Genomic DNA, 24504 nt, shown 5'->3' on the forward strand with positions numbered 1-24504 from the left:
GGAGGGCGCTTGCGCGCTGCAGGAGGTGCGACGATGGCGCTGGAGGCCACAATGGCCGGAAGCCCTCGATTATAGGGACGGCCAGCCCGGGGACAGGAGGTGCGGAGCGCCGCCAGTGGCGCAGATGGCCCTGGATGCTATAATCGCGGGCTCTGCGGAATTCGCCGTGGAGCCATCCCAACGGATGAACAAGATCAAGAGGTCAATATGTACGCGGTCATAAAAACCGGTGGCAAGCAGTATCGCGTTGCTTCCGGCGAAAAAATTAAAGTAGAACAGATTGCTGCGGACGTGGGCCAGGAAATCGTGATCGATCAAGTGCTCGCAGTCGGAACCGGCAGCGAAATCAAGGTCGGCACGCCCCTGGTGTCCGGCGCCACGGTGACGGTCACGGTCCTGTCGCACGGCAAGCACGACAAGGTTCGCATCTTCAAGATGCGCCGTCGCAAGCACTATCAGAAACGTCAAGGCCATCGCCAGCAGTTCACCGAACTGCAAATCGGCGCGATCGCCGGCTAAGGAGCACATTCCATGGCACAGAAAAAAGGCGGCGGCTCAACGCGAAACGGGCGCGATTCCAAGCCCAAGATGCTCGGCGTGAAGCGCTTCGGCGGGGAACTGATCAGCGCAGGCTCGATCATCGTGCGCCAGCGTGGTACCCAGTTCCATCCCGGCGTCAACGTCGGCATCGGCAAGGACCACACGCTGTTCGCCCTGGTCGAAGGCAAGGTGTCCTTCGGCACCAAGGGTGCACTCAACAAGCACACGGTCAACGTGACGCCGGCGTAAGCCCTGTCACTTCGATCTGTTCGGAGCCCCGCTTTGCCGGGGCTTCTTCTTTTGTAGACTGGATGTTCTCATGAAGTTCGTGGACGAAGCCTTCATCGACGTCGCCGCCGGCGACGGCGGCAACGGCTGCGTGTCGTTCCGCCATGAGAAGTACAAGGAGTTCGGCGGTCCGAACGGTGGTGACGGCGGACGCGGCGGCCATGTGTTCGCGGTCGCCGACCCGAACCTCAACACGCTGGTCGACTTCCGCTATTCGCGCCGCCACGATGCCAAGCGCGGCCAGCACGGCATGGGCTCCGACATGTTCGGCGCCGCCGGTGACGACATCACCCTGAAGATGCCGGTCGGGACCATCATTTCCGACGCCGAAACCGGCGAAGTGCTTTACGAACTGCTGACGCCAGGCGAGGTGATCACCATCGCCAAGGGTGGCGATGGCGGCTTCGGCAACATGCGCTTCAAGAGCGCGATCAACCGCGCGCCGCGGCAGAAGACGCCCGGCTGGCCAGGCGAGAAGAAGAACCTCAAGCTCGAACTCAAGGTGCTGGCCGACGTCGGACTGCTGGGCATGCCGAACGCCGGCAAGTCGACCCTGATCAGTGCCATCTCGAACGCCCGCCCGCGCATCGCCGACTATCCGTTCACGACGCTGCATCCGAATCTCGGCGTGGTGCGCGTGGGCCCGGAGCAGAGCTTCGTGGTCGCCGACCTGCCGGGCCTGATCGAGGGCGCCTCCGAAGGCGCCGGCCTCGGTCATCTGTTCCTGCGCCATCTGCAGCGCACGCGCCTGTTGCTGCACGTGATCGACCTGGCCCCCTTCGACGAAGGCGTGGATCCGGTCGCGCAGGCCAAGGCGATCGTCGGCGAGCTCAAGAAGTACGACAAGACGCTGTACGAGAAGCCGCGCTGGCTGGTTCTGAACAAGCTCGACATGGTGGCGGACGACGAGCGCGCGGCGAAGGTCAAGGACTTCGTCAAGCGGATGCGCTTCAAGGGCCCGGTGTTCGAGATCTCGGCCCTCACGCGCGAAGGCTGCGAGCCGCTGGTGCAGGCGATCTACCAGCACGTCAAGGCACAGCAGGTGGCCGAGCAGCCGCCGACCGAAGTCGATCCGCGTTTTCCCGATCTCCAGCCATGAGTTCAATGCAAGGCTCTACCGTGCTGCGCGATGCGCGCCGGATCGTCGTCAAGGTGGGGTCCAGCCTGGTCACCAACGAGGGGCGCGGGCTGGACGAGAAGGCCATCGGCGAATGGTGCCGGCAACTGGCGTTGCTGGTGCGCGATGGCCGGGAGGTCGTGATGGTGTCGAGCGGCGCGATCRCCGAGGGCATGAAGCGGCTCGGCTGGCGGGTGCGCCCGCATGAGATCCACGAACTCCAGGCCGCCGCCGCCGTCGGCCAGATGGGGCTGGCGCAGGTCTACGAGAGCAAGCTGCGCGAGAACGGCATGGGCAGCGCCCAGGTGCTGCTGACCCACGCCGACCTGGCTGACCGCGAGCGCTATCTCAACGCGCGCTCGACGCTGATGACCCTGCTGGCGCTCGGCGTGGTGCCGGTCATCAACGAGAACGACACGGTGGTCACCGACGAGATCAAGTTCGGCGACAACGACACGCTGGGTGCGCTGGTCGCCAACCTGGTCGAGGCCGATGCGCTGGTGATCCTGACCGACCAGAAGGGCCTGTACACGGCCGATCCGCGCAAGGATCCCGCGGCCCGTTTCGTCGACGAAGCGGCGGCCGGCGACCCCGAGCTCGAGGCGATGGCCGGCGGGGCGGGCAGCAGCATCGGGCGCGGCGGCATGATCACGAAGATCTTGGCTGCCAAGCGCGCGGCCGGCTCCGGTGCCTCGACCGTGATTGCCTGGGGCCGCGAGCCCGACGCCCTGCTGCGACTGGCGCGCGGCGAAGCCATCGGCACGCTGCTGGTGGCGCAGACCGCCAAGCACCAGGCGCGCAAGCGCTGGATGGCCGACCACCTGCAACTGCGCGGGTCGGTCTCGGTGGATGCCGGCGCCGCGGCCAAGCTGCGCGGCGAGGGCAAGAGCCTGCTGCCGATCGGCATGACCGGCGTCGAAGGCGAGTTTTCGCGCGGTGACGTGATCGCCATCCGCGACGAACGGGGCATCGAGCTCGGACGCGGCCTGGCCAACTATTCGAGCGCCGAAGCGCGGATGCTGTGCCGCAAGCCTTCGTCGGAGTTCGAGCGCCTGCTGGGCTACGTGGCGGAGCCGGAGATGGTCCACCGCGACAACATGGTGCTGCTGCAGGGTTGAGGCTGACTGGCCCCCACGCTCCCCCACTGCGTGTGGGTCGCTGCCCCCCGAGGGGGCGCAGGCCGCCTTGGGGCGGCCCGGCGCCGGCCTGAGCCCCCTCGCTCCCCCACTGCGTGTGGGTCGCTGCCCCCCAAGGCGGCCTGGGACGGCCCCGCGCAGCGCTATTCCACTTCGCGCACCGGCGTCTTCAGGAAGCGGATCATTTCGCCGACCGAGGCGCGCGGCGCTTCGCCCCGGCACAGCCCCTGGGCCGCCAGCGCCTTGGTGTAGCTCGAATTGCGTTCGCCGAGGCGTTTCCATTCGGGTGCCGGCGTCGGCTCCCAATTGCCGTTGTTGAAGCGCGCGTAGCTCTTGTACTCGGCCGTGGCGCAGCGCAGGCCCTCGTAGAAGGCATTGAAGCCGCCGCCCTCCTTGTGGGCCGCGACCACCACGTAGCGAACCACGCCGTCCTTGGTGAGCGTGATGGTCGCCGGGTCGATGCCGAACTTGAGCGTCATGTAGCGCGGCATGTCGATGGCCACCAGCTTGTTCGGGTCGAAGGCCGGCGGCGGTGGTACCTCGGTTTCCTTCCAGTCGACCTCGCCGCCGAACAACTGCGCCTGGGCCAGGCCGGCGCTGCCCAGCACGCAGGCCAGCAGAAGGGTGCGGCTAGCGCGGAAGAGGGGACGGATCGTTCGTCGAGGCAGGGTCGTTGGCAAGATGGGCATTCGGGTTGGGATCGAAGCTGGCGCCGGGCGGCAGCTCGAAAGTCGGTTCGTGGCCCGCGCCGGGCGGATGGCGCTCGAATTCGCGGGCCCGCACATTGCTGCGCAGGAAGCGGTTGCGGAAATCCTGCCTTGGCAGGTAGCGGGCGAGTTCGGTCAGCGCCATCTCGTAGACGCCGCGCTTGAACTCGACCACCACGTCGAGCGGCACCCAGTAGTCGTGCCAGCGCCAGGCGTCGAACTCCGGATGGTCGGTGGCGCGCAGGTTCAGGTCCCAGTCGTGACCGGTCAGCTGCAGCAAATACCAGATCTGCTTCTGGCCCTTGTAGTGGCCCCGTGCGTCACGGCGGATGAACCGATCCGGCACCTCGTAGCGCAACCAGTCGCGGGTACGGGCGACGATCCGCACATGCTCCGGATGGAGACCCACTTCCTCGTGCAGTTCCCGGAACATGGCTTGCTCGGGACTTTCGCCGCGATCGATGCCGCCTTGCGGAAACTGCCAAGAATGGGTGCGTATGCGTTTGCCCCAGAAAACCTGGTTTCTCTGGTTGAGCAGGATGATGCCGACGTTGGGCCTGAAGCCGTCCCGGTCRAGCATAATCAAACCCCAATTTTTTGAACTGAGTCGATTATGCATGCCGGGTTGCGCACGGCAAGCGACCGGTTCCAGGACCGTTCAGGACCTGCCCTTCCGATCACCCGTTCCAGCCCCCTTCGAGACCGATGAAAGCTTCCCGATTCTTTATCTCCACCCTCAAGGAAGCGCCCGCCGATGCCGAGGTCGCCAGCCACCGCCTGATGATGCGGGCCGGCATGATCAAGAAGCTGGGCACCGGCATCTACACCTACATGCCCATGGGCCTGCGCGTGATCCGCAAGGTCGAGGCCATCGTGCGCGAGGAAATGAACCGGGCCGGTGCGGTCGAACTGGCGATGCCGGTGGTSCAGCCGGCCGAGATCTGGGCCGAGAGCGGGCGCTTCCAGGGCTACGGACCCGAGTTGCTGCGCATCAAGGACCGGCATGACCGCGATTTCGTCATCCAGCCGACCAGCGAAGAGGTGGTGACCGACATCGCCCGGCAGGAAATCCGCAGCTACAAGCAGCTGCCGAAGAACTTCTACCAGATCCAGACCAAGTTCCGCGACGAGCGCCGGCCGCGCTTCGGCCTGATGCGCGGGCGCGAATTCATCATGAAGGACGCCTACAGCTTCGACCGCGACCTCGAGAGCGCCAAGGCCAGCTACAAGATCATGTCCGATGCCTACCGCCGGGCCTTCGACCGCTTCGGGCTGCGCTACCGGGCCGTGGCAGCCGACAGCGGCGCCATCGGGGGCGACGTCAGCCAGGAGTTCCAGGTCATCGCGGCCACCGGCGAGGACGCGATCGTCTACTGCCCGGACAGCGATTACGCCGCCAACATGGAAAAGGCCGAGGCGCTGGCGCCGGCCGGTCCGCGCGGCGCCGCCACAGGCGCGCTGACGAAGACGCCGACGCCGGGCAAGAGCACCTGCGAGGACGTCGCCGCGCTGCTCGGCGTGCCGTTGGCCACCACCGTGAAGTCGCTGGTGCTGGCCACCGATGAACTGGACGAGGCCGGCAACATCAAGAAGGTGACGGTCTGGCTGCTGCTGCTGCGCGGCGACCACGACATGAACGAGATCAAGGTGAGCAAGGTGCCCGGCCTCGACCAGGGATTCCGCTTCGCCACCGCGACCGAGATCGAGGATCACTTCGGCTGCGAGCCCGGCTACCTGGGCCCGCTGAATCTCAAGCAGCCGGTGAAGATCGTCGCCGACCGCGAAGTGGCGGTCATGGCCGACTGGATCTGCGGCGCCAACGAGGTCGACTTCCACCTGACCGGCGTCAACTGGGGCCGCGACCTGCCCGAGCCCGAAGCGGTGGCCGACCTCCGCAACGTGGTGGCGGGCGATCCCTCGCCCGACGGCCGCGGCCTGCTCGCGATCGAGCGCGGCATCGAGGTCGGCCACGTGTTCGTGCTCGGCACCAAGTACAGCAAGCCGATGAACGCGACCTTCCTCGACGAGGCCGGCAAGCCCCAGTTCCTCGAGATGGGCTGCTACGGCATCGGCATCACGCGGCTGCCGGCGGCGGCCATCGAGCAGAACAACGACGAGCGCGGGATCATCTGGCCCGATGCCATCGCGCCCTTCACGGTGGTGGTCTGCCCGATCGGGATGGACCGCAGTGCCGAGGTCAAGACCGCGGCCGAGGCGCTCTACGAACAACTGCTGGCGGCCGGCATCGACGTGCTGCTCGACGATCGCGGCGAGCGCCCCGGCGCGATGTTCGCCGATTGGGAGCTGATCGGCGTGCCGCACCGGGTGGTGATCTCCGACCGCGGCCTGAAGGAAGGCCAGCTCGAGTACCAGCACCGCCGCGATGCGGCTGCGACCAAGGTGCCGGCGGCCGGCATTGCCGACTTCATCGCGCAACGCCTCGCGGCGGCCTGAGCCGGCGGCCTTGAAAGCCTCTGGCCTCTCCCGGCGCCAGTGCCTCGGCGGCGCGGCAGCTGGCGCGTTCTCGCTGGCCCTGCCGCAGAGCGCCTTCGCCGGGGCCCAGATCGAGGAGCCGCTGATCGACTCGGTGCGCACCGCGCTGAGCTCGGCGATCCAGAACAAGGCGCCGCCAATCCCGGAATTCGGCGACACCGAGGCCCGCATGGCCTACCTGCGCTGGCTCGGCGCGATGAGCGAGCGGCTCAAGAAGAAGCTGCCGGACTGGCCGACGCGCAAGGAGTTCCTGCAGACGGTCTGGTATGAGGCGCGCCGTGCCGGGCTCGACGTCAGCCTGGTGCTGGGGCTGGTCCAGGTCGAGAGCAACTTCCGCAAGTTCGCGGTCTCGAGCGCCGGCGCCCGCGGCTACATGCAGGTGATGCCCTTCTGGACCCGGGTGATCGGCGACAGCGACCCGTCCAAGCTGTTCCACATGCAGACCAACCTGCGCTTCGGCTGCGTGATCCTGCGCCACTACCTCGGCCGGGAGCAGGGCGACCTCTTCATGACGCTGGGGCGCTACAACGGCAGTCGCGGCCGCTCGCCGTATCCGGACGCGGTGTTCGCGAACCAGCGGCTCTGGGTCTTCAGAGACCGAACGGATTGAGCTCGCCCCCAGGTTGCCCGGCACTTCGTGTCCGGGCGCCCACCCCCTACCGGGGGCAACACCAGCGGMCTGGCRRAGCCAGWTCCGCGGTGTTTCACCGACGGGCCTGGCTKCGCCGGCCGGKGAAACYGGCGCTGTGYTTGYTYKTCGGCTGCGCGYAGCGCGCCYGTTGGTGGGCAGTCGCGGAACCGGCTTCGCCGGGCCGCTGACTGCGCCCCCGGTAGGGGGTGGGCGKCCCGACACGAAGTGCGGGACAACCTGGGGGCGAGTCACATCTTCGTCACCATCACCTGGTCGATGCGGAAGCTGTCGACGTCCATCACCTCGAAGGTGTAGCCGGCCCAGCTGACGCTGTCGGTGCGCTTGGGCACCCGGCGCAGCATCACCATCAGGAAGCCGGCGAGGGTTTCGTACTCGTCGACGTGGGGCAGGGTCTCGATGTCGAGCGCGCGCTGCACGTCCTGGATCGGCGTCACGCCGTCGATCAGCCAGGAGTTCTCGTCGCGCCTGACGATCTGCTGCTCTTCGTCCTGAGGGCCGACCAGGTCGCCCATCACCGTGCTCATGACGTCGTTGAGCGTGATGACGCCCACCACCAGGCTGTATTCGTTGACGATGATCGCGAAGTCCTCGTGCGCCTGCTGGAACAGCTCGAGCACTTCCGTCAGCGAGATGCGATCGGGGATCACCAGCGCCTTGTGCAGCGGCAGGCCGTGGTCGAAGGACAGCGGCTGGCCGCTCAGCACGCGCTGGAACATGTCCTTGGCGTCGACATAGCCCAGCACGTGGTCGATGTCGCCCTCGCACACCGGGTAGGCGGAAAAGGGCTCGGCGACGATGCGCGCCCGCAGCACCGATTCGGGGTCGTCACGCAGGAACCACGCGATGCGGTCGCGCGATGTCATGACGCTGCTGACCAGCCGGGTGTCGAGTTCGAAGACATTGGCGATCACCTGCTGCTCGCGCACCGCGAGCACGCCGGCGCGGGCCCCGGCCTCGGTCATCGCGAGGATGTCGGCCGAGGTGATCTTCTCGTCGCGATGCAGCGGCATGCCCAGCAGCTTGAAGAGCAGGTCGGTGGACACCGTGAACAGCCACACCAGGGGCTTGAAAGTGGTGATGAGGACCTGCATCGGCCCGACCATGCGCACCGCGAGCAATTCGGGGCTGCTCATGCCCAGCCGCTTGGGGAACAGGTCGGCGAAGACCAGGAAGACCGAGATGATGCTGGCGAAGGAGGCCAGGAAAGCGGCGGTCTTCGCCGCCTCGACGCTGAGCCAGATCTCGAACAGGCGCGCGAAGTACGGGCTCAGCGCGCCTTCGCCGACCACGCCGCCGAGGATCGCGACCGCATTGAGGCCGATCTGCACCACGGTGAAGTAGTGGCCCGGCTGCTCCTGGATGCGCATCACGTGCTCGGCGCGCGCGTCGCCCTCGTCCGCCATCTGGCGAAGCCTCAGGCGGCGCGAGGCCGCCAGCGAGATCTCGGCCAGGGAGAAGAAGGCGCTGGTCCCGATCAGCGCGACGATGATCAGGAGGTTCTGTGTCAGGGTCATGGTCGGTCGATGAAGACCGACATGGTGCCATGCGCCGCCGGGCCGCTCCCAAGGCGAATACCGCAGCGCTGCTGCGCGAAGGTTGCCCAATGAGCCGCCGGGCCGCTCCCAAGGCGAATACCGAAGCGCTGCTGCGCGAACGACCCGCTACTGGACGAACCCGATCCGGCTCCGGGCGGCATTGGCACGCGGCAGGTCTTCGACCCGGACCTCTTCGCGGCCGGCCAGCCGAGCATTGCCGAAGCCGGTCATCAGTGCGCGCCGCATCTCGCGCGGCGCCAGCGTGGCCAGCTGGTCGAGCACGTCCGCCCCGGGTTCCTCGGCCAGCCGGCGGCCCCAGTCGTGCTCGGCCCGGATCGAGGCATAGAGCTGGCGTGCGATCTGGCGTGCCGCCTCGGGCGAGGGCGGCTCGATCTCGAACACGTTCATGCGGTTGAGGATCGGTTCCGGGATGCCGCGCGGATCGTTGGCCGTCGTGATCCAGATCACCTGGCTGGCGTCGATCGCCACCTCGGCGAATTCGTCGACGAAGGCGTGCGCGGTGTCGTGCTCGAGCAGGTTGTAGAGCGCGCCCAGCGGGTCGTACTGGCTGTCGGTGCCGGCCTTGTCGATCTCGTCGATCACCATCACCGGGTTGGCGTACTGGCCCTCGACCAGCGTTTCGAACACCTTGCCGGGCTTCGAGCCCTTCCATTGCGAGGAGGCGCCCGAGAGCAGCCAGCCGGCGGTCATCGAGTTCATCGGCACCAGCGACATGCCAGTGCCCAGCAGTTCGGCCAGCTTCTTCGCGAAATGGGTCTTGCCGATGCCGGGGGCGCCGAGCAGCAGCATCGGCGTCACCTCGAGCCCGTCGCGGCTGTCCTGCGCCAGCGCCACATGGCGGCGCACGTCGTCGAGCACCTCGGTGAAGTTGGGCAGCTGGGCATAGAGCGCGGCCATCTCGGGCACGCCGCTGGGCTTGACCTGGAAGCGATCGGGACCGCGTTCGAGCATGCGCTCGTAGGTGGTGCGCAAGTGCTCGTGCTCGCGCTCGGGGAGCTTGGCGAGCTTGCGCTCGACGTCATGCGTCTGGAACACGCTGCGCAGGTTGGCGACCGGCAGCTGGAACGACGGCGACGCGGGGACGAGACTGCGGGAATCCATGGACACCTCCGGTTTCGAACACTCTTTGGACAGCATAAGCCGTGCCCGGGTTCGCAGGATGTCTAGGTTTTCTCGCTTTGGCGGGTTTTGGGGACCTGTCGCGCGGTGGTCACAGGCCGGGTCAGGCGGGGCTGGCGTTCAGCATCTGCTGCAGCTCGCCCGACTCGTACATCTCCATCAGGATGTCCGAGCCGCCGACGAACTCGCCTCTGACGTAGAGCTGGGGAATGGTCGGCCAGTTGCTGTATTCCTTGATGCCCTGGCGCACTTCGGCGTCGTCCAGCACGTTGACGGTCTTGAGGGTGCGGGTGTCGACCCCGACGGCCTTGAGGATCTGGATCGCGCGGCCCGAGAAGCCGCACATCGGGAAGCTGGCATTGCCCTTCATGAAGAGCACGAGGTCGTTGCTCTTGACGAGATCGTCGATGCGCTGCTGGGTGTCGGACATGGGTGACTCCTGAAAATTGGACTGGCCGGATTATTTCACTCCCGGCCAGAATCCGCCGGAGCAGCGCGCGATGCCGGCGAGGTCGTCGCGGCTTTGGACGGCTTCGAAGCCGCGATCGGCCAGCAGCCGCCGCACCGCGCCGGCCTGGTCGTAGCCGTGCTCGAGCAGCAGCCAGCCGCCGTCCTTCAAGTGGTTCGGGGCGGCCCGGACGATGCGTCGGATGTCGTCCAGTCCGTCGGCACCCGACACCAGCGCCTGCAGCGGTTCGTGGCGCAGCGCGGCCAGGTGCGGGTCGCCGGCCACGATATAGGGCGGATTCGAGACGATCAGGTCCAGCCCGCGGTCGGCGCCGTCCAGCCAGTCGGCCTGGGCGAAGCGCACCGGCAGGCCGAGCCGGTCTGCGTTGGCGCGGGCCACCGCCAGGGCGTCGGCACTGGCGTCGACCGCCGCGACCCGGGCGTCGTGCCGCGCATGCTGGATCGCCAGGGCGATCGCGCCGCTGCCGGTGCCGAGATCGAGCACCGCCGGTGCGGTCCGGCCGTCCAGGCACTGCAGCGCCCATTCGACCAGTGTCTCGGTGTCGGGTCGCGGCACCAGCACGCGGGTGTCGACCTGCAGGCCCAGGCCGTGGAATTCCTTCTCGCCGACCAGGTAGGCCACCGGTTCGCCGGCCACCCGGCGGTTGCACAGCCGCTCGAAGGCGGACCAACTGCCGTCGGCCAGGGTGTCGGTGTCGTGGGCCAGCAGCCAGGCGCGCTCGCTCGCGGCGCGGCCCAGCGCATGCAGCAGCAGCAGCTGGGCATCGAGCCGGTCGACGCCGAGAGCCGCCGCCGCGGCCAGCATCTGCGCTGGGGTCGAGGGTGACGTCACCGGACCATCCCCGCGTGGCCGGGCGGAAGTGGCGCGGCCCAGGCCAGGGATGCCGCGGAACCGGCTTCGCCGGGCCGCTGGTATCGCCCCCTTGAGGGGCTGAGGTCCGCGGCTCCAAGCCTGCCTGCGCAGGCTTGGACGGACACGAAGAGCCGCTGCCTTTGGCAGCGACTCGGGGCGCCGAAGGCGCTTCGGGGGTGTTTGTTCATCCCGGCAGGCCGGCTTCGAGCTCGGCGAGCTGCTCGGACTCGCGCGCTGCCTGCAGGGCGGCCAGCACATCGCCGAGGTCGCCTTCCATGATCGCCAGCAGCTTGTAGAGCGTCAGGTTGATGCGGTGGTCGGTGAGGCGGCCCTGCGGGAAGTTGTAGGTGCGGATGCGGTCCGAGCGGTCGCCGGTGCCGATCAGGCCCTTGCGCATGGCGGCGTCCTTGGCCGCGCGCTCGCTGCGGTCCTTTTCCTGGATCCGCGCCGACAGCACCTGCAGCGCCTTGGCCTTGTTGCGGTGCTGGCTGCGGTCGTCCTGGCATTCGGCCACGATGCCGGTGGGGATGTGCGTGATGCGCACCGCCGAATCGGTCTTGTTGATGTGCTGACCGCCGGCGCCGCTGGCGCGGTAGGTGTCGATGCGCAGGTCGGCCGGGTTGATCTGCACCGCCTGCGCCTCGTCGGGTTCGGCCAGCACCGCGACCGTGCAGGCGCTGGTGTGGATGCGTCCCTGCGTCTCGGTGGCCGGCACGCGCTGCACCCGGTGGCCGCCGGATTCGAAGCGCAGCTTGCCGAAGACGCCGTCGCCGACGATCCGGATCACCACTTCCTTGTAGCCGCCGAGCTCGCTCGGGCTCTCGCTGACGATCTCGCAGCGCCAGCCGGCGCGCTCCGCATAGCGCGTGTACATGCGCAGCAGGTCGCCGGCGAACAGCGCCGATTCGTCGCCGCCGGTGCCGGCGCGGATTTCGAGGAAGGCGTTGCGGGCGTCGTCCGGGTCCTTGGGCAGCAGCAGGCGCTGCAGTTCGTCGTCGAGCTGCAGCAGCTCGGTCTCGGCGGCCGCGATTTCATCCCGCGCCATCTCGGCCATCTCGGGCTCGTCGAGCATCTCGCGGGCGCTGGCCAGGTCGGCCTCGCGCTGCTGGTAGCGGCTGTAGCGGCCGGCGACCTGCGTGACCTCGGCATGTTCGCGGGAAATGGTTCGGTACTGCGCCATGTCGGACATGATGTCCTCGCGCGAGAGCAGGAAGTCGAGTTCGCCGAGGCGTTGCGCATAGCGCTCGAGTTGGTGACGCAGGAAGGGTTTCACGGGATGCGGGACAGGGCGGGTGAGAAGGCCGCAGCCGGGTGATGCGGCCGCGGGTGTGGCGGGGCGCACGGCGCCGCCGGAGCGACCAGCGTCGCTAACGCTCTTTGCGCGGTTCGTTGCGCAGGAACAGGCGCGAGAGGGTCTGTGCCGTCTGCTCGCGCGCCGCGGCATCGCCGGCATGCAGCTCGGCCAGGGCGCCGTGCAGCATCTTCTGCGTGAGGCCGCGCGACAAGGCCTCGAGCACCGCATCGACGCTCTCGCCCTTGGCCAGCAGCTTGCGCGCGCGGGCCAGCTCGATGGCGCGCCATTCGTCGGTCTGGGCGTTGAGCTGGCGGATCAGCGGCACCGTGCCACGCTGGTCCAGCCAGTGCATGAAGCTCTGGACGCCGGCATCGATGATGACTTCGGCCTGCGCCACGGCCGCCTGCCGGTTGGCGTGCCCCTGCTGTACGACCTGGGCGAGGTCGTCCACCGTGTAGAGGTAGACGTCCTCGAGCGCCTTGACCTCGGGCTCGATGTCGCGCGGCACCGCCAGGTCGACCATGAACATCGGACGGTGCCGGCGCAGCTTGAGCGCACGCTCGACCGCGCCGAGGCCGATCAGCGGCAGCGTGCTGGCGGTGCAGCTGACGACGATGTCGAACTCGGCCAGCCGGGCCGGCAGGTCGGCCAGCCGCATGGCTTCGCCGCCGAAGCGCGAGGCCAGCTTTTCGCCGCGCTCCAGCGTCCGGTTGGCGATCACGATGGATTTGGGCTGCCGGGCCGCGAAATGCGTCGCCGCGAGGTCGATCATCTCGCCGGCGCCGATGAACAGCACCCGCGTGTGTTGCAGGTCCTCGAACAGCTGGCCGGCCAGCCGCACCGCCGCCGCCGCCATGCTGATCGAATGGGCGCCGATCTCGGTCGCGGTGCGGACCTCCTTGGCGACCGCGAAGGAGCGCTGGAACAACTGGTTGAGCGTGCTGCCGAGCGCGCCGGCGGTTTCGGCGGCGCGGACGGCGTCCTTCATCTGGCCGAGGATCTGGGCTTCGCCGAGCACCATCGAGTCGAGCCCGCTGGCGACGCGGAAGGCGTGGCGCGCGGCGTGGTGGTCGTACAGCGTGTAGGCATGCGAGCGCAGCAGGGCCGGCGAGACGCCGCCGCTGTGGGCCAGCCAGTCGACCGTGTGCTCGAGCGCCACCTGGTCGGCGGCGCAATAGATCTCGGTGCGGTTGCAGGTCGAGATGATCGCGGCCTCGACGCCGGGATGCCGGTTCGAGCCGAAGGACGTCCGCAGGCTGTGCAGCGTCGGGGCGATCTGGTCGATGGCGAACGCGAAACGACCGCGCAGGTCGAGCGGCGCGGTCGTGTGGTTCAAGCCGAGGGCCCAGACTGACATAGCGCGTGATTATAAAATGGGCAAGGCCCGGACCACCCGCGGCCGCGAAAAAGGCCGCAACCGGGACGGCGAACTCTCTGCCATGTCAGCGCTGGACCTTGTCGATCACCTGCTCAATTTCGTCGCTCCAGCCTTCGCGGTCGGCTTCCTGACGGCGCTGCTGGGCCGGGTCGCGATGCGAAAGTCTGCCAAAGCGCCGGCCTGGTGGATTCAGGGTGCTATCAATTTCATAGTCGGCACGGCGGTCTTGGTGGCTGGCCTCGTGGTGTTCGGCCGCGACGGCAAGATGACTTCCTACGCCGCCCTGGTGCTGGCCTGCGCCACCAGCCAATGGCTGCTGGGCGGTGGCTGGCGCCGCGCCTAGCTCGCCAGGCCCGGCAAGACCGGCGGCGGCGACGGCGCGACGACGGGCGCCGGCACTCCGGGCGCGCCCGGATAGGCCGCTGCCCCCGGATAGGCCGCCATCGGCAGGTCCGCCGCCCGCAGCCCCTCGAGCATCGCGAACAGCACGTCGCTGCGCACGCCGCCCGCCAGGCGGGGGCTTTGCACATAGGCGATCGCCTGGAAGATCAGGAACCCCACCTCGACGCCCTCGAGCGTGACCGAGGGGGCTGGCGTGGACAGCACGCCCGGGTGATCGGCAAAGGCCGCCAGCATGACCTCGCGGGCCTTCGTGGCGTGGGTCGTCAGCGGCATCGGCAGGCGGATCAGCACCCGGCCCTCGGCATTGGAGAGGGTCATGTTGCGCACGGTCTTGGTGATGAATTCCGAGTTCGGCACGATCATCGTGGAGCGGTCGCCCAGCTGGATCTCGGTGGCGCGCACGTTGATGCGGCGCACGTCGCCCTCCGCATTCCCCAGCACCACCCAGTCTCCGACCTTGACCGGGCGCTCGGCCAAGAGGATCAGCCCCGAGATGAAGTTCTGCACGATGGCCTGCAGGCCGAAGCCGATGCCGACCGACAGCGCGCTCGCCACCCAGGCGATGCGCTCGATGCCGATGCCCAGCGCCGACAGTCCGAAGGCCACCACCATGATCCCGCCGACGTAGCCGAGCAGGGTGGTGATCGAGCTCTGCATCCCGGGCTCGAGGCCGGTGTGCGGCAGGTAGCGCTGCTCCAGCCAGCGCTTCACCACCCGCAGGGCGATGAAACCGATCACCAGCACCGTCACCGCGCTGATGATTGCACCGGGCACCAGCTGGATCTCACCGATCTTGATGCCGCTGCCGAACTTGCCACTGCGCTGGTAGACCTCGCCCGGGCTGGTGCCGAGCGGCGTCGCCAGCGCGATCACCATGTAGAAGAACAGGATCACGCGGCTCAGGCCGGAGAGCACCGCCGCCGCCTGGTCGAGGGAGCGCGGCTGCAGGCCGAAGCTCAGTTGCAGCTTCTGGCCGAAGTTGCTGCGTGACGACACCACCGCCGTGAACAGGTCGTCGGCGAACTTGAACAGCACATAGAAAGCGGCCGCCACGATGCCGGCCCAGGTGAGCTGGCTCGCCAGAAAGCTGGCCATCGCGACGTAGCCGATCGCCACCAGCACCCAGATCGCGATCAGGATCAGCGTGACCCCGGCCAGCAGCACACCGACCCACATCGGACGTTCGAGGCCGCCGAAGCCGGATTCGGCCGCGGAGGGCGCGACAGGTGCCGGCGGCAGGCTCGGCGCGTTCGGTGCCGCCTCGGCCACTGGCGCGCTGCGCAGGCGCAGCAGCATGGCGCCGATCATGGCCGTCAGGACCAGGGCGGTCATCACATGGGTGGCGACCACCGCGGCGAAGCTCGCCTCGATCACCGCATTCACCTGGGTCGGCGTCCACACCACCACGGACACCAGCGCCATGACCCACGGAAAGGGCGCGAGCCGCGCGGCCATCGGGTCCGAGATCGGCGGCAGCCGCCACGAAGGCCGTCCGTTGGAGAGCAGCGCGCGGCCCAGTCCCACCACGAAGGCGATGAAGATGCTCGACTGCACCACACTCTGGCCGAGCTTGCGGGTCTGGGGCCCCCAGATGCCATGGTTGTCGAACACGGCGAACACGCCTTGCGCCGCCAGTCCGACCAGCAGCACGTTGGCGGTGACGATCGCGATCACGAGCAGCGAACGCCGCAGCCGGCCGGGTGGCAGGAAGCGCGCGGCGAACCGGGCCAGCGCAAGCTCGGCCAGCCAGTTGCCCAGCACCGCCACCAGCAGGGCGACCGCCAGCGTGCCGAGCACGGCCGCCGCATGGGCCGGTTGGCGCGCGGTCTCGAAGCCCTCTTCGACTTCGGCGCCGAGCTGGTCGAGCCGGGCCATGTCGCCGGACCAGGCGTCATCGATGTCCTCCCAGAATTCCCGCCCGAGCGGCGAGGGTGCGCGCTCGGTCAGCTGGGCTTCGAACAGGGCGCGGCGCTTGGCCAGCAGCTCGCTGGCGCGTTGCTGGGCATCCACCGACACCAGCCGTGCAAGCCGGATATTGGCATCGAGCGCGTTGCGCTCCTTGGTCAGCGTGGCCCGGCGGCGGGTGATGTCGGGGTTCTCGGTCGCGCCTGCGGCTGGCGCGTTGCCGAGTTCACCGAGTCGGGCATTGAGGTCATTGAGCTCGCCGGTGCGGGCGGCGATGAACTTGTCGGTCGCGGCACTGATCGCGTTGAGCTGCTCGACCACGCTGCGCACGCTGGCGGTGGTCTCGATCTGTGACGGCACGGCCTCGAGCTGGCTTCGCAGCGACGCCACCGTGGGCGTGGTCTCGGTCGCGGGGTCCTGCGCCCAGGCGCCTGCGGCGCACAGCGCGAGAGCCAGCAGGAGGGCCTTGAGATGGGGGAGCCAGCGCATGGTCTTCATCATAGAAGCCGCTGGCTGCCGGTTCGAAACAAGCCGTCGGCGGGCTCAGGCCGGCGCCGGATCGCCGCGAGTACACGAAGTGACGGAATGCATGGGGGCTCCACATTCACGTGGGGCTGAAGCGGTCGACGCGGTCGGTGATGATGCCGTCGGTGCCCAGGGCGAGCAGCCGCTCGGCCGCCCATTCGTCGTTCACGGTGTAGCTCAGCGCGCGCATTCCGGCGTCGTGCACCTGCGCCACCGTCGCGCCGTCCCAAAGCGCGTAGTTGCAGACGACGGCGACGCAGCCGAGTTCCAGCGCCGCGTCGAGCCAGCCCTCGCGCAGCGCGTCCAGCAGCAGGCCGCGCGGCAGTCCGGGTTGGGCGGCGAGCGCACCGCGCAGGGCGTCGGGCGCAAAGGAAGTGAGCAGGGGCGGCGGCTGGGCCGCGTCTGTCCAGAGCTGCGCGGCGTGGCGGGCAACGACCTCGCCGGTCAGGCGCTCGACCCCGGGGGTCGGCTTGATCTCGATGTTCAACGCGTAGCGGTTCGCCAGGCAGAAGCGGATCAGGCCCTCGAGGCTCGCCAGCGGCTCGCCGGCGTAGCGGCGCGAATGCCAGGCACCGGCGTCGATCTGCGACAGTGCCGCCCAAGGCAACTCGCCTGCGATCCCGCGACCGCTGCTGGTGCGCTCGAGCGTTGCGTCATGCAAGAGGAAGGGCACGCCGTCGGCACTGAGCTTGGCGTCGCATTCGAACATGCGATAGCCGTATTCGGCACCGAGGCGGAAGGCGGCCAGGGTGTTCTCCGGCGCCAGCTTGCCGGCACCGCGATGGGCGATCCAGCGCGGGTAGGGCCAGTCGCATCGGGCAAGCTCCGTGCTGCGCACTGCGGTGCGAGCGCCTTCGGGCGGCCGGGCGGCGCTCATAGGGCAAGCTCCGTGCTGCGCACTGCGGTGCGAGCGCCTTCGGGCGGCCGGGCGGCGCTCATGCGCTCCTCTTACCGGAGCCGGCGTCGAACCAATGCAGCTTGTCCTGGCGCGCTGCGATCTTGACGGTGTCGCCGGCGACCGGCGGCGTGTGGCCCTCGTCGACCCGCATGATCAGCTGCTCTTCGCCGATGCGGCCATAGATCAGCCGCTCGGCACCCAGCAGTTCGACATGCTCGACCTGCACCGACCAGCCGCTCGCATCGAGGCTCAGGTGCTCGGGCCGGATGCCGAGGATCATGCCGGGCCGGACGCCAGGCGCATGCCTCAGCAGGTTCATCGGCGGCGAGCCGATGAAGCTCGCGACGAAGGTGGTGGCGGGACGCGAATAGACCTCTTCGGGCGTGGCGAACTGGTCCATCACGCCGCCGTTCATGACGATGATCCGTTCGGCCAGCGTCATGGCCTCGACCTGGTCGTGGGTCACGAACAGCGAGGTGATGCCGAGCTCGCGGTGCAGCTTCTGGATCTCGAGCCGGGTCTGGGCGCGCAGCTTGGCGTCCAGGTTCGACAGCGGTTCGTCGAACAGGAACACCTTGGGCTGGCGCACGATGGCACGGCCCATGGCGACGCGCTGGCGCTGGCCGCCCGAGAGCTGGCGTGGCTTGCGTTCGAGCAGGTGACCGAGTTCGAGGATCTTGGCCGCCTTGTCGACCCGGGTCTTGATCTCGGGCACCGGCACCTTGGCGATCTTCAGGCCGTAGGCCATGTTGTCGAAGACCGACATGTGCGGATAGAGCGCGTAGTTCTGGAACACCATCGCGATGTCGCGCTCGGACGGCTCGAGGTTGTTGACCACGCGGTCGCCGATGCGAATCTCGCCGGCACTGATTTCCTCCAGGCCCGCGACCATCCGTAGCAGCGTCGACTTGCCGCAGCCCGAAGGCCCGACGATGACGACGAATTCGTGGTCGGGGATCTCGGCGCTGACGCCATGGATGACCTGGTTGGCCTTCGGGCCGTGGCCGTAGCGCTTGATGACGTTGCGAAGAGAGAGTGCTGCCATGTCTTTTTAGTCAGTTGAGGACAGAGCAAATTGCTTCGCAACTTGGTCTGTCCCGCAAAGTGATTTACTTTTCCGTGTCCACGAGGCCCTTGACGAACCATTTCTGCATCAGGATCACGACCAGTGCCGGCGGCAGCATCGCCAGCAGCGCGGTGGCCATCACGATGTTCCATTCGTTCTGGCCGTCGCCGCCGGCGATCATGCGCTTGATGCCGATCACCACCGGGTACATGTCCTCGGTGGTGGTCGCGAGCAGCGGCCACAGGTACTGGTTCCAGCCGTAGATGAACTGGATCACGAACAGCGCCGCAATCGAGGTCTTCGACAGCGGCAGCAGCACGTCCCAGAAGAAGCGCATCGGGCCGGCGCCGTCCATGCGGGCAGCCTCGATGAGCTCGTCGGGCACGGTCATGAAGAACTGCCGGAACAGGAAGGTGGCGGTCGCCGAGGCGATCAGCGGAATCGTCAGGCCGGCGTAGCTGTTGAGCATGCCGAGGTCCGAGACGACCTGGTAGGTCGGGCCGATGCGCACTTCGACCGGCAGCATCAGCGTCACGAAGATGGCCCAGAAGCACAGCGTCTTGAACGGGAAGCGGAAGTACACCACCGCGAACGCCGACAGCAGCGAGATCGCGATCTTGCCGAAGGTGATGACCAGTGCCGACACCAGGCTGACCCACATCATGCGGGCCACCGGCGCGGTCGATCCGGCGCCGGCCGTGCGACCGAACAGGGCCGACTTGTAGGTCTCCCAGAGGTGGCCGCCGGGCAGCAGCGGCATCGGCGCCTGCACGATTTCCTGGGCCGAGTGACTCGATGCCACGAAGGCCAGGTAGAGCGGGAAGGCGACGATCAGGACGCCGAAGATCATCACGGCATGGGCCAGGATGCCGAGCGTGGGGCTTCGTTCGACCATGTCAGTGCCCGCCCGGCCGCCCGAAGGGCACTGAGCGCCCCCTCGGGGGGCAGCGATACGCGAAGCGATGAGCGTGGGGGCTGGTCATCTTAGTAGTTCACCTTCTTTTCAACGTAGCGGAACTGGATCACGGTGAGCACCACCACGATCGCCATCAGCACCACCGACTGCGCGGCCGAGCCGCCGAGGTCCATCGCCTTGAAACCGTCGTAATACACCTTGTAGACCAGGATCGAGGTTGCCCGGCCCGGCCCGCCCTGGGTCGCCGCATCGACGATCGCGAAGGTGTCGAAGAAGGCGTAGACGATGTTGATCACCAGCAGGAAGAAGGTGGTCGGCGACAGCAGCGGGAACTGCACCGTCCAGAAGCGGCGCAGGGGCCCGGCGCCGTCGATGGCGGCGGCCTCGATCAGCGACTTGGGAATCGACTGCAGGCCGGCCAGGAAGAACAGGAAGTTGTAGGAGATCTGTTTCCAGACCGCGGCCAACACGATCAGCGTCATGGCGTGGGTCGAGTTGAGCAGGTGGTTCCAGTCGATGCCGATCTTGCCGAGCGCGTAGGCGATCACGCCCAGCGAGGGCGAGAACATGAAGACCCACAGCACGGCCGCCACCGCGGGTGCCACGGCATAGGGCAGGATCAGCAGGGTTTTGTAGAGCATCGCCCCGCGCACGATGCGGTCGGCGAAGACGGCGAGCACGAGCGAGATCGTCAGGCCGAAGAAGGCCACCAGGATCGAGAACAGCGCCGTGGTCTCGAAGGAGTCGATGTACTTCGGGTCCGAGAACAACTGCTTGAAATTGTCGAAGCCGACCCATTCGGTCGAGGTGCCGAAGGCATCCTGCATCTGCATCGATTGCATCAGCGCCTGGCTGGCTGGCCAGAAGAAGAACACGATGATGACGGCCATTTGCGGCGCTAGCAGCGCCCAGGGCAGCCAGCCCGAGCGAAAGACGACGCGTTTTTCCATGAATCCCTCAAAAAGAAACCCCGCCGGTTCTTAGGCCCGGCGGGGCTGCGAGTCTATCGTGTGTGGCGCCCCGCCAAGCACCTTGCCAAGCACCGGCAAGCACCCTCCCCGCTTGGCGGGGAGGGCAGGGTGGGGTGCCAACCTGAATGCCGAAGGCAAATAAAGGCGTCAGCCTTTATTTGCCTTCTGGAAGCGTTCCAACTGCTCGTTGCCACGCGTCACGATGGCGTCGAGCGCTTCCTTGGCGGTTTTCTTGCCGCTCCAGACCTGCTCGAGCTCCTCGTCCTCGATCGCGCGGATCTGCACGTAGTTGCCCAGGCGGATGCCGCGGCTCTTGTCGGTCACCTTGCGGATCATCTGGGTCACGGCGACGTCGGTCCCCGGATGCTCCTTGTAGAAGCCGGACTTGTCGGTGAGCTGGTAGGCCGCCGTGGTGATCGGCAGGTAGCCGGTGCGCTTGTGGCTGGCCGATTGCACTTCAGGTGTCGAGATGAAGCTGAAGAACTTGGCGATKCCTTTGTACTCTTCCGGCTTCTTGCCCGCCATCACCCACAGGCTGGCGCCGCCGATGACCGTGTTCTGCGGCGCGCCCGGAACGTCGGGGTAGTAGGGCAGCGCCGTCAGGCCGTAGGCGAACTTGGCGTTCTTCGCCACGTTGCCGTAGAAACCGGACGAGGTGGCGATCATGGCGCACTCGCCGGACACGAAGGACGCCTCGGGCACGTTGCCACGACCCTTGTAGATGAACAGGCCCTGCTTGGCCATGCTCGCGAGGTTCTCGACGTGGCGCTGGTGCAGCGGCGAACTGACCTTCAGGCGCGTGTCCAGACCGGACAGGCCATTGTTCTTGGTCGCGAACTCGACGTTGTGCCAGGCCGAGAAGCTCTCGAGCTGGGTCCAGTTCTGCCAGGCCGTCGTGAACGGGCACTTGTGKCCGCTGGCCTTGAGCTTGGCCGCGGCGGCGACCACTTCGGGCCAGGTCGCGGGCGCCTTGTCGGTCGGCAGGCCGGCCGCCTTGAAGGCGTCCTTGTTGAAATAGAAGATGGTGGTCGAGCTGTTGAAGGGAAAGCTCAGCATCTGGCCGTTGGGCGCCGTGTAGTAGCCGGCCACCGCGGGAATGTAGGCGCTCGGGTCGAACTTCTCGCCGGCGTCCTTCATGACCTGGCCGACCGGCACGATGGCGCCCTTGCTGGCCATCATGGTCGCGGTGCCGACTTCGAAGACCTGCAGGATATGCGGCGCGTTGCCGGCCCGGAAGGCGGCGATGGCGGCCGTCATGGATTCGTCGTACTGGCCCTTGTAGGTCGGCACGATCTTGTAGTCCTTCTGGCTCTCATTGAACTGCCTGGCCAGGTCGTTGACCCATTCGCCGTTGACGGCGGTCATGGAATGCCACCACTGGATCTCGGTCTGGGCCAACGCGGATGTGGAAAGCGTTGCGGCCAGCGCCGATGCCATGGCGAGCGTTTTGAATCGCATGAAGACTCCTGAGGGGGAAATGAAAGCGCGGATGCTAGGTCGCGCGTATGACACGACAGCGTCACATATTCTTTGCGCGCCACGAAGCGTCCACCAGCCGGGGAAACCCTTTTGGTGCGCCGCGGCAGGCACGTCGTGCTGCGGCGCACCATGCTAGCATCGTCATTCGACTTTCTGGCCCCGGAATGAGCAAGACTTCACTCGACAAAAGCAAGATCAAGTTCCTCCTGCTCGAGGGCATCCATCCTTCGGCGGTGGAGGTGCTGCGGGCCGCGGGCTACAGCAACATCGAGTCGCTTTCCGGTGCCTTGCCGGATGCCGAACTCAAGGCGCGCATCGCCGATGTGCATTTCCTCGGGATCCGCTCGCGCACGCAACTGACGGACGAGGTGTTCGCCGAGGCGCACAGGCTGGTGGCGGTGGGGTGCTTCTGCATCGGCACCAACCAGGTCGACCTGGAGGCTGCGCGGGAGCATGGCGTAGCGGTCTTCAACGCCCCTTATTCCAATACCCGCTCGGTGGCCGAACTGGTGCTGGCCGAGGCCATCCTGCTGCTGCGCGGCGTGCCCGAGAAGAGTGCGGTGGCGCACCGGGGCGGCTGGCTCAAGTCGGCCGAGAATGCCTTCGAAATCCGCGGCAAGACGCTGGGCATCGTGGGCTACGGCTCGATCGGCGCGCAACTCTCGGTGCTGGCCGAGGCGCTTGGCATGAACGTCTGCTTCTTTGACGTGGTCACCAAGCTGCCGCTCGGCAATGCGCGCCAGGTCCGCCTGTTGCCCGAGTTGCTGGCGCAGAGCGACATCGTGAGCCTGCACGTGCCCGAGACCCAGGCCACGCAGTGGATGATCGGCGCCGCCGAAATCGCGGCCATGAAGCCGGGCGCGATCCTGATCAACGCCTCGCGCGGCACCGTGGTCGAGATCGAGCCGCTGGCCGAGGCCCTGAAGGCGAAGAAGCTGCTGGGCGCCGCGATCGACGTGTTCCCGGTCGAGCCGCGCAGCAACAGGGACGAGTTCCGGTCGCCGCTGCGCGGACTCGACAACGTGATCCTGACGCCGCACATCGGCGGCTCCACCATGGAGGCGCAGGCCAACATCGGCCTCGAGGTGGCCGAAAAGCTGGTGAAGTACAGCGACAACGGCACCTCGACCTCGTCGGTGAATTTCCCCGAGGTGGCGCTGCCGGCGCACCCGGGCAAGCATCGCCTGCTGCATGTGCACCGCAATGTCCCGGGCGTGCTGTCGGAGATCAACCGAATCTTCTCGGACAACCAGATCAACATCGCCTCGCAGTTCCTGCAGACCAACGAGAAGGTGGGCTACGTGGTGACCGACATCGATGCCGCCTCGTCCGACCTGGCACTCGAGAAGCTGGCCAAGGTGCCTGGGACGATCCGCAGCCGGGTGCTGTTCTAGCCGCGGCAGCGTGGCCTGCGGGCGCTTGAGCCGTCCCGCTTCATTCCCTCCCGAAATCGCCCTCAAGGCGCTCCGCCGGGCCTCCGGCGCTGTGCATCGAATGAACACGGGCCGCCCTTTTTGTGAAAGGGTGTAAGGCCATCATGGTCTTTTTATCGACGTTGGCAACGAATTGGTTGCATTTCTCGCCCGTTGTCTATGACAAAAGACTTAGTTCTAGGCTGAAAAGAGGAGAGGAGTAACCCGATGTACCTGAACAAAATGTAGGAAAAATCCGACTCCACTTGCTTGCGTTGACATGACTAAGGCTGAAAAATCATGTCAATTGGAGGAATCAAGTGTGAAAGTAATATCAAAGTTTACCTGCCTCGTGTTGCTGGCGATCCTGGCCGGCTGCGGTGGTGGAAGCTCGGGCAGCGGCACCTCAGGTGTGGGCGCGACAGCCGACACCACAACGGCGGCCAAGTCGGCCGACGCGGAATCGACCGGCGATGCAGCAGCGCTGGCCGCAACCGGAAGCAAGCAAGCCGCCGTGCAGAAGCTCGACGCGAGCTGGATCAGCATCGCGACCGAAAACCAGTTGTTCACGGTCCCCAGCGGCACGCTCGTCCAGTACGGCGTCGACTCCTCGTGGGTCCAGAAGACCATCAGCGGCACCGCGTATTGCAGCAGCGCCTTCTTCGGCAGCGATCCCGCCCCCAACGTCCTCAAGGGGTGCTTTGCGCAGACCGGCTCGACAACGACGGCCACGACCCCCACGGCTTCCACGTTGTTGGCGAATGAAGGCGCTTCGTTCACCGTCGCCACGGCCACGACCGTGCAGTACGGGGTCGGCACGAGCTGGGTCCAGAAGACGGTGACGGGGACGGCGACCTGCAACAACGTCTATTTCGGCCAGGATCCCGCGCCTGGCGTCGCCAAAGCCTGCTATTCGGCGAGCACGACAACGACCCCGACGACCCCCACGACCCCGACGACTTCCACGTTGTTGGCGAATGAAGGCGCATCGTTCACCGTCGCCACGGCCACGACCGTTCAGTACGGGGCCGGCACGAGCTGGGTCCAGAAGACGGTGACGGGGACGGCGACCTGCAACAACACCTATTTCGGGCAGGATCCCGCGCCTGGCGTCGTCAAAGCCTGCTATTCGGCGAGCACGACAACGACCCCGACGACCCCCACGACCCCGACGACGTCCACGTTGTTGGCGAATGAAGGCGCATCGTTCACCGTCGCCACGGCCACGACCGTGCAGTACGGGGCCGGCTCGAGCTGGGTCCAGAAGACGGTGACGGGGACGGCGACCTGCAACAACACCTATTTCGGGCAGGATCCCGCGCCTGGCGT

Annotated in this window: 22 protein-coding genes and 1 pseudogene; 9 read left to right on the forward strand and 14 right to left on the reverse strand. The window is 67.2% G+C overall.

The annotated features are described in order from the left end of the window. Window positions 1-207 precede the first annotated feature (207 nt). From rplU to proB, 4 genes are all read left to right on the forward strand, one after another. Entirely contained in the window at window positions 208-519 is a 312-nt protein-coding gene (gene rplU / locus AC1D2E_RS16420; protein WP_286369298.1) for a 50S ribosomal protein L21, read from the forward strand. Between the two features lie 12 nt (window positions 520-531). Continuing rightward, window positions 532-789: a 50S ribosomal protein L27 gene (rpmA, locus tag AC1D2E_RS16425; protein WP_478111479.1), complete on the forward strand. Its 258-nt coding sequence runs from the start codon at window positions 532-534 to the stop codon at window positions 787-789. A gap of 70 nt (window positions 790-859) precedes the next feature. After that, the gene (gene cgtA, locus AC1D2E_RS16430; RefSeq protein WP_478198360.1) at window positions 860-1927 is read left to right on the forward strand and encodes an Obg family GTPase CgtA; all 1068 of its coding nucleotides are present in this window, start codon (window positions 860-862) and stop codon (window positions 1925-1927) included. After that, complete coding sequence (gene proB, locus AC1D2E_RS16435) at window positions 1924-3063, forward strand: glutamate 5-kinase (protein ID WP_478198361.1); 1140 nt, start codon at window positions 1924-1926, stop codon at window positions 3061-3063. The genes cgtA and proB overlap by 4 nt, the downstream gene beginning before the upstream one ends. 161 nt (window positions 3064-3224) lie before the next feature. Here proB and AC1D2E_RS16440 read toward each other — a convergent pair whose 3' ends face one another. Together AC1D2E_RS16440 and AC1D2E_RS16445 are read right to left on the reverse strand one after the other, a co-directional pair. Then, window positions 3225-3689: a CNP1-like family protein gene (locus AC1D2E_RS16440; RefSeq protein ID WP_478198362.1), complete on the reverse strand. Its 465-nt coding sequence runs from the start codon at window positions 3687-3689 to the stop codon at window positions 3225-3227. Between the two features lie 22 nt (window positions 3690-3711). Further along, window positions 3712-4368 (reverse strand): RNA pyrophosphohydrolase, encoded by a 657-nt coding sequence (locus AC1D2E_RS16445; protein WP_478198374.1) that lies wholly within the window; start codon window positions 4366-4368, stop codon window positions 3712-3714. A gap of 125 nt (window positions 4369-4493) precedes the next feature. On the opposite strand from AC1D2E_RS16445, the gene AC1D2E_RS16450 reads away from it, so the two are divergent. Then, entirely contained in the window at window positions 4494-6242 is a 1749-nt protein-coding gene (locus AC1D2E_RS16450) for a proline--tRNA ligase (protein WP_478198363.1), read from the forward strand. Window positions 6243-6252: 10 nt separating this feature from the next. After that, entirely contained in the window at window positions 6253-6891 is a 639-nt protein-coding gene (locus tag AC1D2E_RS16455; RefSeq protein ID WP_478198364.1) for a lytic transglycosylase domain-containing protein, read from the forward strand. A 269-nt stretch (window positions 6892-7160) separates the two neighbouring features. Here AC1D2E_RS16455 and paeA read toward each other — a convergent pair whose 3' ends face one another. From paeA to hemA, 6 genes are all read right to left on the reverse strand, one after another. Continuing rightward, window positions 7161-8447: a polyamine export protein PaeA gene (gene paeA / locus AC1D2E_RS16460; RefSeq protein WP_478198365.1), complete on the reverse strand. Its 1287-nt coding sequence runs from the start codon at window positions 8445-8447 to the stop codon at window positions 7161-7163. A gap of 147 nt (window positions 8448-8594) precedes the next feature. Continuing rightward, entirely contained in the window at window positions 8595-9590 is a 996-nt protein-coding gene (locus AC1D2E_RS16465; protein WP_478178090.1) for an AAA family ATPase, read from the reverse strand. Between the two features lie 121 nt (window positions 9591-9711). Further along, window positions 9712-10038: a Grx4 family monothiol glutaredoxin gene (gene grxD / locus AC1D2E_RS16470; protein WP_478198366.1), complete on the reverse strand. Its 327-nt coding sequence runs from the start codon at window positions 10036-10038 to the stop codon at window positions 9712-9714. A gap of 30 nt (window positions 10039-10068) precedes the next feature. Next, window positions 10069-10881, reverse strand: coding sequence for a peptide chain release factor N(5)-glutamine methyltransferase (gene prmC / locus AC1D2E_RS16475; protein ID WP_478198375.1), 813 nt, complete (start codon window positions 10879-10881; stop codon window positions 10069-10071). 232 nt (window positions 10882-11113) lie between these two features. Then, a complete protein-coding gene (prfA, locus tag AC1D2E_RS16480; RefSeq protein WP_478198367.1) occupies window positions 11114-12202 on the reverse strand; it encodes a peptide chain release factor 1 in 1089 nt (362 codons plus the stop codon). A 94-nt stretch (window positions 12203-12296) separates the two neighbouring features. Then, entirely contained in the window at window positions 12297-13580 is a 1284-nt protein-coding gene (gene hemA / locus AC1D2E_RS16485; protein WP_478198368.1) for a glutamyl-tRNA reductase, read from the reverse strand. A gap of 82 nt (window positions 13581-13662) precedes the next feature. Here hemA and AC1D2E_RS16490 point away from each other — a divergent pair, with 82 nt between their 5' ends. Then, entirely contained in the window at window positions 13663-13944 is a 282-nt protein-coding gene (locus AC1D2E_RS16490; protein ID WP_478198376.1) for a hypothetical protein, read from the forward strand. Here the strand turns inward: AC1D2E_RS16490 and AC1D2E_RS16495 are convergent. The 6 genes from AC1D2E_RS16495 to ugpB form a co-directional block, all read right to left on the reverse strand. After that, entirely contained in the window at window positions 13941-16397 is a 2457-nt protein-coding gene (locus tag AC1D2E_RS16495) for a DUF3772 domain-containing protein (RefSeq protein WP_478198369.1), read from the reverse strand. The two genes, AC1D2E_RS16490 and AC1D2E_RS16495, sit on opposite strands and share 4 nt — an antisense overlap. A gap of 115 nt (window positions 16398-16512) precedes the next feature. Then, a complete protein-coding gene (gene ugpQ, locus AC1D2E_RS16500) occupies window positions 16513-17310 on the reverse strand; it encodes a glycerophosphodiester phosphodiesterase (protein WP_478198370.1) in 798 nt (265 codons plus the stop codon). A 58-nt stretch (window positions 17311-17368) separates the two neighbouring features. Beyond that, window positions 17369-18376, reverse strand: coding sequence for a sn-glycerol-3-phosphate ABC transporter ATP-binding protein UgpC (ugpC, locus tag AC1D2E_RS16505; RefSeq protein WP_478198371.1), 1008 nt, complete (start codon window positions 18374-18376; stop codon window positions 17369-17371). Between the two features lie 64 nt (window positions 18377-18440). Then, window positions 18441-19292: a sn-glycerol-3-phosphate ABC transporter permease UgpE gene (gene ugpE / locus AC1D2E_RS16510; protein ID WP_478198372.1), complete on the reverse strand. Its 852-nt coding sequence runs from the start codon at window positions 19290-19292 to the stop codon at window positions 18441-18443. Between the two features lie 89 nt (window positions 19293-19381). Next, window positions 19382-20263: a sn-glycerol-3-phosphate ABC transporter permease UgpA gene (gene ugpA / locus AC1D2E_RS16515; RefSeq protein WP_478178098.1), complete on the reverse strand. Its 882-nt coding sequence runs from the start codon at window positions 20261-20263 to the stop codon at window positions 19382-19384. 168 nt (window positions 20264-20431) lie between these two features. Continuing rightward, a complete protein-coding gene (gene ugpB / locus AC1D2E_RS16520) occupies window positions 20432-21742 on the reverse strand; it encodes a sn-glycerol-3-phosphate ABC transporter substrate-binding protein UgpB (RefSeq protein ID WP_478198373.1) in 1311 nt (436 codons plus the stop codon). Window positions 21743-21927: 185 nt separating this feature from the next. On the opposite strand from ugpB, the gene serA reads away from it, so the two are divergent. Next, window positions 21928-23157: a phosphoglycerate dehydrogenase gene (gene serA / locus AC1D2E_RS16525; RefSeq protein ID WP_478178100.1), complete on the forward strand. Its 1230-nt coding sequence runs from the start codon at window positions 21928-21930 to the stop codon at window positions 23155-23157. A 370-nt stretch (window positions 23158-23527) separates the two neighbouring features. After that, window positions 23528-24504 (forward strand): annotated as a pseudogene (locus AC1D2E_RS16530) (hypothetical protein); the annotation flags it as partial.

Source organism: Variovorax sp. P1_H2, from assembly GCF_056405295.1.

What these genes read in the sequence shown, in the direction of transcription:
- paeA (WP_478198365.1), bottom strand. Translation starts at nt 8,447, where the DNA reads ATGACCCTGACACAGAACCTCCTGATCATCGTCGCGCTGATCGGGACC.
- ugpQ (WP_478198370.1), bottom strand. Translation starts at nt 17,310, where the DNA reads ATGAGCGCCGCCCGGCCGCCCGAAGGCGCTCGCACCGCAGTGCGCAGC.
- AC1D2E_RS16495 (WP_478198369.1), bottom strand. Translation starts at nt 16,397, where the DNA reads ATGCGCTGGCTCCCCCATCTCAAGGCCCTCCTGCTGGCTCTCGCGCTG.
- AC1D2E_RS16490 (WP_478198376.1), top strand. Translation starts at nt 13,663, where the DNA reads ATGTCAGCGCTGGACCTTGTCGATCACCTGCTCAATTTCGTCGCTCCA.
- ugpE (WP_478198372.1), bottom strand. Translation starts at nt 19,292, where the DNA reads ATGGTCGAACGAAGCCCCACGCTCGGCATCCTGGCCCATGCCGTGATG.
- ugpC (WP_478198371.1), bottom strand. Translation starts at nt 18,376, where the DNA reads ATGGCAGCACTCTCTCTTCGCAACGTCATCAAGCGCTACGGCCACGGC.
- rplU (WP_286369298.1), top strand. Translation starts at nt 208, where the DNA reads ATGTACGCGGTCATAAAAACCGGTGGCAAGCAGTATCGCGTTGCTTCC.
- ugpA (WP_478178098.1), bottom strand. Translation starts at nt 20,263, where the DNA reads ATGGAAAAACGCGTCGTCTTTCGCTCGGGCTGGCTGCCCTGGGCGCTG.
- rpmA (WP_478111479.1), top strand. Translation starts at nt 532, where the DNA reads ATGGCACAGAAAAAAGGCGGCGGCTCAACGCGAAACGGGCGCGATTCC.
- hemA (WP_478198368.1), bottom strand. Translation starts at nt 13,580, where the DNA reads ATGTCAGTCTGGGCCCTCGGCTTGAACCACACGACCGCGCCGCTCGAC.
- AC1D2E_RS16465 (WP_478178090.1), bottom strand. Translation starts at nt 9,590, where the DNA reads ATGGATTCCCGCAGTCTCGTCCCCGCGTCGCCGTCGTTCCAGCTGCCG.
- serA (WP_478178100.1), top strand. Translation starts at nt 21,928, where the DNA reads ATGAGCAAGACTTCACTCGACAAAAGCAAGATCAAGTTCCTCCTGCTC.
- grxD (WP_478198366.1), bottom strand. Translation starts at nt 10,038, where the DNA reads ATGTCCGACACCCAGCAGCGCATCGACGATCTCGTCAAGAGCAACGAC.
- cgtA (WP_478198360.1), top strand. Translation starts at nt 860, where the DNA reads ATGAAGTTCGTGGACGAAGCCTTCATCGACGTCGCCGCCGGCGACGGC.
- prmC (WP_478198375.1), bottom strand. Translation starts at nt 10,881, where the DNA reads ATGCTGGCCGCGGCGGCGGCTCTCGGCGTCGACCGGCTCGATGCCCAG.